Annotated in this window: 8 protein-coding genes; 6 read left to right on the top strand and 2 right to left on the bottom strand. The window is 70.5% G+C overall.

Annotation, left to right across the window (positions count from 1 at the left end):
• Positions 1–131: 131 nt before the first annotated feature.
• Positions 132–1,550 carry an MATE family efflux transporter gene (locus ENSA5_RS08720; RefSeq protein ID WP_181197537.1) on the bottom strand — a complete coding sequence of 473 codons (1,419 nt, stop codon included), beginning with the start codon at positions 1,548–1,550 and terminating at the stop codon, positions 132–134.
• Between the two features lie 124 nt (positions 1,551–1,674).
• Between ENSA5_RS08720 and ENSA5_RS37285 the strand changes: the two genes are divergently transcribed.
• Positions 1,675–2,433, top strand: coding sequence for a hypothetical protein (locus ENSA5_RS37285; RefSeq protein ID WP_181197536.1), 759 nt, complete (start codon positions 1,675–1,677; stop codon positions 2,431–2,433).
• Between the two features lie 207 nt (positions 2,434–2,640).
• Here the strand turns inward: ENSA5_RS37285 and ENSA5_RS08710 are convergent, their stop codons facing one another.
• A complete protein-coding gene (locus tag ENSA5_RS08710) occupies positions 2,641–4,992 on the bottom strand; it encodes a protein kinase domain-containing protein (protein WP_106391171.1) in 2,352 nt (783 codons plus the stop codon).
• 530 nt (positions 4,993–5,522) lie between these two features.
• Here ENSA5_RS08710 and ENSA5_RS08705 point away from each other — a divergent pair.
• From ENSA5_RS08705 to ENSA5_RS08685, 5 genes are all read left to right on the top strand, one after another.
• Entirely contained in the window at positions 5,523–5,987 is a 465-nt protein-coding gene (locus ENSA5_RS08705) for a hypothetical protein (RefSeq protein WP_106391170.1), read from the top strand.
• Between the two features lie 91 nt (positions 5,988–6,078).
• Positions 6,079–6,990 carry a sulfotransferase family protein gene (locus ENSA5_RS08700; protein WP_106391169.1) on the top strand — a complete coding sequence of 304 codons (912 nt, stop codon included), beginning with the start codon at positions 6,079–6,081 and terminating at the stop codon, positions 6,988–6,990.
• 48 nt (positions 6,991–7,038) lie between these two features.
• Positions 7,039–7,962 carry a hypothetical protein gene (locus tag ENSA5_RS37280; protein WP_181197535.1) on the top strand — a complete coding sequence of 308 codons (924 nt, stop codon included), beginning with the start codon at positions 7,039–7,041 and terminating at the stop codon, positions 7,960–7,962.
• Positions 7,962–8,846 carry a radical SAM protein gene (locus ENSA5_RS08690; RefSeq protein WP_106391168.1) on the top strand — a complete coding sequence of 295 codons (885 nt, stop codon included), beginning with the start codon at positions 7,962–7,964 and terminating at the stop codon, positions 8,844–8,846. Before ENSA5_RS37280 ends, ENSA5_RS08690 begins: the two co-directional genes overlap by 1 nt.
• A 95-nt stretch (positions 8,847–8,941) precedes the next feature.
• A complete protein-coding gene (locus ENSA5_RS08685; RefSeq protein WP_219906754.1) occupies positions 8,942–11,302 on the top strand; it encodes a copper-transporting P-type ATPase in 2,361 nt (786 codons plus the stop codon).
• The last annotated feature ends 14 nt before the right edge of the window (positions 11,303–11,316 follow it).

The raw sequence follows: 11,316 nt of genomic DNA, 5'->3' as shown, positions 1-11,316 counted from the left end.
CCTCGCGCCGGAATTTTCGCCGAGGGCGCGAAGCCAAAACGCCGCTGTACCGGGCGTACTGCAAGTTTTGGCGACAAAGCCCTCGGCGAAAAGGCCAAGCGAGGCGGCGCGAGGCATTGCACCACGGCCTGCTAGACCGTCGCCCCCTTGGTCGCCGGTCCGCGCAAGCGCACCCAGACCAGCAAGGTCCCGGCCACGAGCGCCAGCCCCAGCGCCATCGACCACCAGATCGCCTCGAGCCCAGCTCCGCGCACCAGGACCAGGTAGCCCGCCAGCGGCATCGCGACCCCGTAGTAGGCCAGACCGTTGAACAGCGCGGCCGGCAGCGTGTCTCCGATCCCGCGCAGGATCCCGCCCCCGACGACCTGGATACCGTCGAAGAGCTGGAAGGTCGCGGCGATCGGGATGATCCCCGCCGCGAGGGCGATGACCGCGAGCTCCTGCGTGTACAGGCCCGGGAGCCACCAGCGGGCCGAGACCAGGACGATCGCCGAGATCACCATGACCCCGCCGCCGAGCACGAAGGCGATCCAAGCGGTCCGCTGAGCCGCGAGCCGACGGCCCGAGCCCAGGAGGTTGCCGATCACCGTGCTGACGCCAAACGAGATCCCAAGCGGGATCATGAAGGTCACCGAGGCGACGTTGAACACGATGCTGTGGGCCGCGAGCTCCTGGCGGCCGAGCTCGCCAGCGAGCAGGGTCGAGATCTGAAACGCCCAGGTCTCGAGGGTGTACTGGACGCCCACGGGCAGGCCGTAGCGCAGGATCTCCAGGAGGCCGCGCGCATCGATCGCCCGGACGCTCCAAGGTTGCCAGGCGCCGCGATGCAAGGCGGCGATCCAGATCCACGCGACCAGGCCCACGGCCAGACAGGTGCGGGTGATGCCGCTCGCGAGGCCGGCGCCGTGGAGCCCCAGGGCCGGGGTCGACAGGCCGCCGAGATCGACGCCGAAGATCAGCGCCTCGTTGCCGACGATGTTGAAGACGTTGGCCGCGAGCGTGACCCACAGCGCGGGCGCGACGATCTCGCGGCCCTGCAGGTACTGGCGCAGCCCGTAGAAGCACAGCAGCGGCCACATGCTCCAGGCCTGGATCCCGACGTAGCTCTCGGCGGCGACGGCCAGCGCCGGGTCCTGTCCGAGCGCGACCAGGACCTCCTCGGTCAGCCAGGCCGAGGCGATCAGCGGGATCGAGATCAAGGTTGCGACGACCATGCCGCGCTGGAGCGCGAGGCCCGAGCGCTCTCCGTCGCCGCGACCGTGGGCCTGGGCGATGATCGGGTCGAGCCCGAACACGATGCCGATCCCGAAGATCGCCGTGCCCCACAGCCACACGTTGCCGAGCGCGGCCGCGTCGAGCTCGGCCACGCCGACACGACCGAGCATCAGGGTGTCGACGACGCCAAAGCCCATGATCCCCAGCTGCGTGAGCACGACGGGACCGGCGATCGTGAACAGCTTGCGGATCAGCGCGAGCGTCGAGCCGCGCCGGTCCGCGCCGCCGTCCCCGCGCGGCTGATCCGGATCGGAGCTGTGCCTGTGGTCCTTCACCTCGAGCGGTCCTGCGAGCGGTCCTGATAAGCCTTCTCCGCGCCAAGTGCGACCCCTGGACAGCGAAAAGGAGTCGGCCCAAAGCAGTTGCCCGGTCCGCGCACCGACTGGCACCATGCACGCCATGAACGCCTTGGTTCGCGTCGGTCGCCTGGGACTCAGCTCCTGTCTCACTCTCACCCTCGCCTGCAGCTCCTTCGACAGCACGGGCAGCGATGGCACCTCGGGCGAGAGCGAGACCGAGACCAGCACGAGCAGCGCCGACACGGAGTCGGGCGGCGAGTCGATGTCCGGGGACGGCAATGGCGAGACCGGGGACGGCGACGGCGATCCCGGGGACGGTGACGGCGACACCGGGGACGGCGACGGCGACACCGGGGATGGGGACGGCGACACCGGCGACGGGGACGGCGACACCGGCGACGGGGACGGCGACACCGGCGACGGGGACGGCGACACCGGCGACGGGGACGGCGACACCGGTGACGGCGACGGCGACGGCGACACCGGTGAAGGCGACGGCGACACCGGCGACGGCGACACCGGCGACGGCGACACCGGCGACGGCGACGGCGACACCGGCGACGGTGGCGAGAACGAGTACTACAACGACTGTCCGACGGAGAACGACAACGAGTGTCTCCCCGACGAATACTGCTTCGTCGACGGTCCCGAAGATTGGCAAGTCTGCTCGCAGAACTGCGACGACGAGAACGACTGCCCGATACTCCCCGAGCACAGCGCCAAGTGCATCTTGCTCAACTTCAACCTCCAAAAGCGCTGCTTCATCAGCTGCGAGAACGACGAGCCCTGTCCGATCGGCATGGACTGCGAGAGCGAGAACGCGGGGATCGACCACATCTGCGTGTTCCCGCAGCAGTAGGAGGGCCTGGGGTCTCGAGCCTCCGGGTCACGAGAGCGGGCCGCGCTCGTGGGGTCCCGAGCGCCGACGTCCAGGTCGCGGTCGCGGCCCGTGACCGAGCGGATGACGCTCGTCTGCGTCGCGCTCACGGCGGAGGTCTCCGAGCTCCCGGCATCCGAGCTCGAGCTCGAGCTCGAGATCGTTCGAGGGCTGCGCGACTCGTCGCGCTCACGAGGTCATCGTGCGGACCAGGTTCGAGTAGACCTCGCGCCACGCGAGCTCGACCTCGGGCGTGAACGCTTCGCCCAAGAAGCGCTCCAGCGCGCTCAGCAGCGCCTCCCCGACGGCCTTGTAGTCGGTCAGGCTCGCGCCAAGGTCGGCGTGGCGGCGACCGAGCTCGCGCACGGTCCCCTCGATGTTGGCGAAGTCGTCGAGGCCCTTGACCGTCAGCGTCAACGTGTTCATCAGCTTCTTGCGCTGCCGGTCCATGTCCGTGTTCATGAACAGCGGGACCGCGGTGGGGTGGCGCGCGAACAGCTCATTGTAGAAAGCCTCGGCGAAGGCCATCGCTCGGCCCTCGAGGCGGTCGAAGCTGCTCTGAACCAGGTAGACGATGTCGGTCTTGGCGAAGTCGATCACGACCTCGAGGCCGACGGGCCCGGGGCTGCAGATCAGATCCTGCCCGGCCAACAGCCACGGTCGCGCGAGGACCTGGCCCTGCTTGGCCAGATCGCAGGCGTGCCGCGCCTGGCGAGCCGCGACGCCCATGACGACGGCCCCCGTGTGCGAGGCGGTCGAGGCCCGGCCCTCGAGCAACAACCCGCTGCCGAGGCCCGCGGTCGTGGTCACCTGAACGCCAAAGTACTTGAGCAGGTAAGTGTTGAGCCGGCGGATCCGGGCCGAGGCGCGCAGGGCCACGCGCAGCGCCCGACGGACCCCCCGCTCGCCCTCGGGGAAGGCCGCGATCGCGGTCGTGCTCTCGAACCCGACCATGCGCCCGCCGTTGTCGCCGAGCAGATCCTCGAGCTGGGCCATGCAGCGCTCGAACCCGTGGATCGCGTCGTCGGGGAAGCCGTCGGCGAGCACGTCGTCGATGCCCTCGAGGCGCAGCGCGAGCACGGTCGCGCGCTCGGCCCGGGCGCCGCTCTGGGCCGGGCGGCGCAGATCGGCGAGCGAGGCGTCGGTTGGATCGACGACCAGGCGGCGGACCTTGCAGGACCCTCGGACCTTGGCCTGGCACGCGAGCCGCGTGGTCTTGGGCCACTTGCGACGCGCGGCGATTCGATCTTCGGCCTCGGTTCGAGCGCTCAGCGCGTCGCGCCCGTCGAGCACGACCACGCGGCAGGTCGAGCAGCGCGCGTTGCCGCCACACGCGTGGTAGTGGGGCACGCCCGCCGCGATCGCGACCTCGAGCAGCGAGTCGCCCTCCTCGGCCATGGCCACGATCCGCTCGCCGTGCTCGTGAAAGCTGACCCGATGGGTCGGGACACAGTTCGCGGCGGGGTTCGAAGCCGAGCCCGACGGGGTCGCGGGCGCGCGCCCGCTCGCCTGGGGTTGGGTCACGTAGGGCGCGCGTCCGATCCACGCGGCGATCGTGCCCCGGCGCTGTGAAGACGAGGGCCCGAGCTCGTCGAGCGTGGTCGACAGCCCCTGGGCCGGGCCACCGCTGCCCGGCAGACCCGAGACCCCTGCGCGCCGAAACAGCTCGTCGAGCGCCCGCCCGGCCGCGCGCGCGTCGTTGAAGCGCAGCGCCGGTTCACGATCGACGCAGGCCGCGAACCACTCGTCGAAGCCCGGCGGCAGGCGCTCGGCGCAGCCGAGCTGCCGGGCGCGCTCGGTCGCCGTCGGGATCGGATCGATCAACATCTCGCGCCACAGCTGCGGGAGCCCGCTGTCTTCCGCCGACGCGCGCCAGAAGAAGCTACCGGTCAACATTCGAAACACGACCAGGCCGAGGGGCCACAGGTCGGCCGCCGGGCCGATGTCCTCGCTCGCCTGGGTCTGCTCCGGGGCCATGTAGTCGGGCGTCCCAACCGAGACCGTGGCCGCCCGCGCGCTCGAGCGCAGCTTGGCGATCCCGAAGTCGAGGACCTTGACCATGAAGGGGACCCCGACCACGCGCGAGACCGACAAGAAGATGTTCTCGGGCTTGATGTCACGGTGGACCACGCCGACGTCGTGGGCGGCCGCGAGCGCGTGGATGATCTGACTGATGACCAGGGCGACCTCGCCGAAGGGCATCGGGCCGCGAGTCTGGATGTAGCGCTCGAGGTCCTGGCCCTGGAGCAGCTCCATCGCCAACCACGGAGTGTGGGTGCGCTCCTCGATGCCAGCGGCCACGACCTGGACCACGTGATCGCTGTGGATCCGCGAGCCAATTCGGGCCTCTTGCTCGAAGCGCTCGCGGGCCCGAGCGTCCATGGCAAAGGGCGCGTGCATGACCTTGACGGCCCGCTCGTGACCCGTGGTCAGCTGGACGGCGGCGAACACGACGCCCATCCCGCCCTCACCGAGGCGGCGCACGATCTTGAAGTCCTCGCCGATCACCGCGTCGAGGCGCAGCTGTGTCGCCAATCCCATAGCGATACACAAACGCTACGGCTCAATTCGCGTCGTACCACCGGAGCGCATCGGCAAACAACGCACGCACGCCCGAGGCGCGCTACACGGCCGCGGGCAGACAGCGGGCGCGGACTCTGCCCATGCGCAAAGCGTGCGCCAGCGAGCGACGTCGACCTTCGCTGCGTCGACGAAGGGTCCGAGATGATGAAGCGACTCGCCGTGGTGCTTGCCCGACAGCCACAGCACGCGACTCGGACGACGCGCGGTGATCGTGATGGCACCGGGCGTCGGCGGCAGGATCTCGCGGTCGCCGAGTTGTTCGTCGGGCAGCGAGCTCTCGCCGTCGAGCCTGCGGGGTCGCTCCGACGGCGAGCGCTCAAAGCCGCGCCAACGCCACACCGAAGCCGCACCACAGCCACACCAAAGCCACACCAAAGCCATGCCGAGGTCCCGCGAATCGCGCGTGGGAACAATTTTCTCTGTCGTGCGTCTTGGTCTCGCACGTGGGACGACGCGCACGCCAAGCCGGACGGATTCCGCTCCCTCCCGTGGAGATCGTGGAGCTCGTCGACGGCGCACCCGCCAGCCAAGAGCCAGCCAAGCTTCGTGAGCGAAGTGGCTGGCTCTCGCGCGTATTGGAGCGAAATCGCGCCAACCGCTTCGTCCTCGACCCGACGACCGCGCCCGTCGAGACCCTTCAGATCCTCGGCGACCGCGAGGACTTCGCGCTGCTCGAGATCGACGAGACCGGCCGCCCCGTGCTCCACGTGCTCCCGGGCATGGCCGGTGAGCTCCGGATCGGGGTGTGCTGCATGAGCGTCGAGCACATGCTCGCCGATCCCGCGCTCCGGGACCCCGAGCTCGGCGGCGCCCGCCTCCCCCTCCCCTACGGCGCCCGGATCCGCGTGGTTTGCGGGCCCCGGATCTTCGTCGCGCGCGTCGGCGGCCCCCCGCTCATGCGCACCCCCTTGCCGGCGGCCGAACCCTCGATCCCGCAGCTGCTGCACGCCTGACCCAAGTTCCCACGCACCGACCACGCAGAGCCGCCCGCGTCAGAGCCCGGGCGGCTCTTTTTTGGGGTTTTTGGTTACTCTCGGCCCGTCCATGATCATCGTCACCGGCACCAAGCGCTCCGGCACCTCGATGTGGATGCAGATCCTGATCGCCGCCGGGTTCCCGCCCTTCGGCGAGGCCTTCCCCGCCAACTGGGGCAACACGCTCCGCGGCGCGAACCCCTCGGGCTTCTACGAGTCCCTGCTTCGCCAGGGCATCTACTGGCGCACGAACCCGCACCCGCGGACCGGCGCCTACTTCTTCCCCGAGCAGGTCGAGCGCCACGTCGTCAAGGTCTTCATCCCGGGGCTCGTGCGCAGCGATCGCGCGTACATCGGCAAGGTCGTCGCAACCGTCCGAGAGTGGCGCGAGTACGAGAGCTCGCTGTCGCGGCTCTACGCGATGGAGGACGAGGCCAGGCGCGAGCGCGCGCCCGAGACCCCGGACCCCCTGCGCTTTTCCCCCGTGCTCGAGTGGTGGAGCGAGAACTACGCCCTGGTCCGCGACATCGCAATCCGCCGCTACCCGGTCCACGTCCAGAGCTACGACGGCTTGCTCTCGGACTCAGAGGCCGTGATCCGCAAGACCCTCGACTGGATCGGCGATCCCGAGCTCGACGCCGACAAGGCCGTGGCCGCGGTCGAGCCCCGCCATCGAACCCAGACCCGGCCCGAGTCCGACAGCATCGAGCCCGAGTTCGCCAGCTTGTTCGACGAGCTCTACAACACGATCCACGCGGGCAAGGGCCTCGAGCACAGCTTCATCCGCAAGCTCAACGAGGCCAACCACAAGCTCGTCCCGCGGATCCAGGCGATGCAAAAGGCCGTCCACGACGATCAGATCGCCCGCCGCAAGCGTCGGGCCGCGGCCGGAAAGGACGAGCCCGACGGCGGACTCGAGCCGGCGGCTGGGTCCGAAGATCAGGGTCGACTCCCGCCCGGCTCGATGGGCTGGGACGACTGAGCGCCACGACGCTGGACGCGGGCCTGGTGGCGCGCGTACGCTGGTTGTGTGACTTTTCTTATCGCCCAACAACGGGCGGCTGCGTGGGCGTGTTCGCTGAGCTTGGCGCTCGCCGTGGTCGCGTGCTCGAACAGTGAAGCGGCCAGTGATCAGAGCGCGAGCGGCGACGGGCTGACGAGCGGGAGCGGGAGCGGGAGCGGGAGCGGGAGCGGGAGCGCCGACGGCAACGAGAGCCCGACCGAGGGCGACGAGCACGGCGACGACGACGGCGACGGCGACGGCGACAGTGACGGCGGCCAGGATGAGGGCGCGGACCTCGACCTCGGCGAGGAGCGCGGACCGGGCTGCGACGTCTGGGCGCAAGACTGCCCCAGCGACCAAAAGTGCAGCTGGGAGGTCGTCGACGCCGTGTCCTGGCCAAGCTGCGTGCCCCTGCTGCCCGACGCCGCCGCGCCCGGCCAGCCCTGCGAGGTCTTCGGTGACCCGGGCTCGGGTCACGACGACTGCGCGCTCGGAGCGATGTGCAGCTGGCTCGACGAAGACAACGCGGGGATCTGTCTGGCCCTGTGCGCGGGCTCCCCGGTCGAGCCCAGCTGCGAGGGCGCCGAGCTCCCGGCCGTGTGTCAGCCCTGCAACGATTGCCCGTCGCTGTGCGTCCCGACCTGTGATCCGCTCGCGAGCGACTGCGGGGTCGACTACGCGTGCACGCCCAACGCGGGTACCTTCACCTGCATGCCCGCCAAGAACCTCGGCGAGGGCGCCCTCGGCGACCCGTGTGAGTACTCGGTCCAGTGCCAAGAAGGGTTTGGGTGCATCGACGGACTCGCGGTCCCGGGCTGCGAGGGCGCCGGCTGCTGCTCGCCCTTTTGCAGCCTCGAGCAACCCCAGTGCCCCAACGACATGAGCTGCGCGCCGTGGTTCGACGGCGACATGCCGCCCGTGCCCGACGTCGGCGTCTGCGAGCTGAGCTGATGGACTACGTCGGTCGCATTTTTCGGCCCCCGAGCGAGGCCCCGAGCCTGCTGCTGCAAGTCACGATCGGCTGCAGCCACAACCGCTGCGTGTACTGCGACATGTACCGCGACAAGCAATTTCGGCCCAAGCCGTGGGCGCAGATCGAGGCCGATCTGATCGAGGCCGCCGCCCACGGGCGCCGCGGGATCCGCAGCAAGCGGCTGTTCCTGTGCGACGGCGACGCGCTGATCCTCAGCACCCGCAAGCTCCTGCAGATCCTCGACGGCATCCGCAAACACCTGCCGTGGATCGAGCGCGTCGGGACCTACGGCGACACCCGCAGCGTCGGGCGCAAGTCGGTCGAGGAGCTCACTGCGCTGCGCGAGGCCGGCCTCGGCATCGTCTATCACGGGATGGAGACCGGCGACGAAGAGGTCCTCGAGCTGATCGACAAGGGCGGCACGCGCCCCGAGCTGATCGAGACCGCGGCCAAGCTCCGCGCGGCCGGGCTGACCCACTCGGTCATCGTGCTGCTCGGGATCGGCGGGGTCGCGCTCAGCGAGCAGCACGCCCGAGGGACGGCCGAGGCCCTCAGCGAGATGGACCCGCCCTACGTCGGCGCGCTGACCACGACGATCGTCCCCGGCACTCCCCTGCACGACATGGCCGCGCGCGGCGACTTCGAGCTGCCGAGCAAATTCCGCATGCTCCAAGAGCTGCGCACGATCGTCGCCGACTCGCAGCTGCGCGCGTGCAGGTTCTCGAGCAATCACGCCAGCAACTACCTGCCCCTGCGCGGGACCCTGCCCGGCGACAAGCCGGCGATGCTCGAGATGCTCGACCAGGTGATCGCGCGCGGCGACGAGCGCCTGCTCAAGCCCGAGCACCTGCGCGGACTCTGACCAGGCAGACCCTCCACGGCAGCTTTGGCACGCAGATAATGCGTGCGCCTCATGCATAGGTCAGCTCGTCGCCGTGTGCGAGATAGGTCCCCCACATGGCCGACTCCACCACCGAGACCGACGACGCTCCGGAGGGTCACTGTCACCACTGTCACCATCATGATCATGAGGGCAGCGTCGAGCCCAGCGGATCCAAGCCCTGGTACTGCCCGATGTGCGCGGGCGTCGAGGCCGACGAGCCCGGCGAGTGCCCCAAGTGCGGCATGGCCCTCGAGAAGCTCCCGAGCGTCGGCGCCAGCCCGAGCAAGACCGAGTGGACCTGCCCGATGCACCCCGAGGTCGCGCGCGACGAGCCCGGCGAGTGCCCCAAGTGCGGCATGGCCCTCGAGCCGCGGACCGTGATCCTCGACGCCGAGGACGAGCCCGACAACCCCGAGCTCGTCGACATGCGGCGGCGGCTGTGGATCTCCTTGTTGTTCTCGATCCCGCTGTTCGTGCTCGCGATGGCCCCGATGATCCTTCCGGGCGATCCGCTCGGCTTCATCCCCCACGCGACGCGCAGCTGGATCGAGCTCGGCCTGGCCACGCCGGTCGTGCTGTGGTGCGGGTGGCCCTTCTTCGTCCGCGCGATCCGCTCGGTCAAGACGTGGAATTTGAACATGTGGACGCTGATCGGGCTCGGCGTCGGCGTCGCGTACGTCTACAGCCTGGTCGCGACCGTCGCGCCCGGGCTGTTCCCGGCGGCGATGCGCGGCGGCCATGGACAGATCGGCGTGTACTTCGAGGCCGCGGGCACGATCGTGTCGCTGGTCCTGGTCGGCCAGGTCCTGGAGCTGCGCGCTCGCTCGCGGACCGGGGCGGCGATCCGCGAGCTGCTCGGGATGGCGGCCAAGACCGCGCGGCGCATCGCCGACGATGGCAGCGAGGCCGACGTCCCGATCAGCGAGGTCGCGGTCGGCGACCGCCTCCGGGTCCGCCCGGGCGAGAAGATCCCCGTCGACGGCGAGGTCCTCAGCGGCCACAGCAGCGTCGACGAGTCGATGCTGACCGGCGAGCCGCTGCCGGTCGACAAGGCCCTCGGCGATCGCCTGGTCGGCGCGACGATCAACACCACGGGCGCCCTGGTCATGCGCGCCGACAAGGTCGGGGCCGAGACCATGCTCGCGCAGATCGTCAAGCTCGTGAGCGAGGCCCAGCGCAGCCGCGCCCCGATCCAGGCCCTCGCCGACAAGGTCTCGGCGGTGTTCGTGCCCACCGTCGTCGGCGCCGCGCTGGTCGCCTTCGGCGTGTGGGCGCTGTGGGGGCCCGAGCCGCGCCTGGCCTACGCGCTGATCAACGCGGTCGCCGTGCTGATCATCGCGTGCCCGTGCGCGCTCGGGCTGGCCACGCCGATCTCGATCATGGTCGCGCTCGGCCGCGGCGCCCAGGCCGGGGTCCTGTTCGCCGACGCCGAGGCCGTCGAGCGCCTCGGTCAGGTCGACGTGCTCGTGGTCGACAAGACCGGCACGCTGACCGCGGGCAAGCCGACGCTCACGGTCGTCGAGCCCGTCGCTGGCGGGCCGAGCGAGGACGAGCTGCTGACCTGGGTCGCCGCGCTCGAGCGTGGATCGGAGCACCCGCTCGCCGCGGCGATCGTCGCCGGAGCCGAGGATCGCGGCCTCGCCCGGCCTGACGCCGAGGATTTCGACGCGATCACGGGCAAGGGCGTGGTCGGGCGCGTCGGCGGGCGGCGGCTGGCGATCGGCAAGCGCGGCCTGCTCGTCGACGAGATCGGCGCCGACCCAGAGGCCCTCGCGCTGCTCGAGCGGCTCGACGAGGAGGCCCGCGCGCTGCGGGGCACCGGGCAGACCGCGATGCTCGTCGCCGTCGACCGACGCCCGGCTGGCCTGATCGCGGTCGCCGATCCGATCAAGGCCACCACCCCCGAGGCCCTCGCGGGCCTGCGCCGCGACGGGCTCCGGATCGTGATGCTGACCGGCGACGCCGAGGCCACGGCCGCCCACGTCGCCGCCGAGCTGGGCATCGACGAGTTCGTCGCCGAGATCCTCCCCGCCGACAAGGCCGAGCAGGTCGCGCGGCTGTCGGCCGAGGGTCACACCGTCGCGATGGCGGGCGACGGCATCAACGACGCGCCCGCGCTCGCTCGCGCCGAGGTCGGCATCGCGATGGGCACCGGGACCGACGTTGCGATCGGCAGCGCCGGGGTCACCCTGCTCGAGGGGGATCTGCGCGGGATCCTCCGCGCCCGCGCCCTGAGCCGGGCGACGATGCGCAACATCAAGCAGAACCTGGTCTTCGCCTTCGCCTACAACGCGCTCGGCGTGCCGATCGCGGCCGGGGCTCTGTACCCGCTGTTCGGCGTGCTGCTGTCGCCGATGATCGCGGCCGCGGCGATGAGCTTCTCGTCGGTCTCGGTCATCACCAACGCCCTGCGCCTGCGTTCGGTGGACCTCTGAGCCTGTGTTTGGCC

The sequence above is a fragment of the Enhygromyxa salina genome (genome assembly GCF_002994615.1).
GTDB lineage: Bacteria > Myxococcota_A > Polyangia > Nannocystales > Nannocystaceae > Plesiocystis > Plesiocystis salina_A.
The sequence above is the reverse complement of the archived record's forward strand: the minus strand, read 5'-3'. Positions and strand labels throughout refer to the sequence as shown.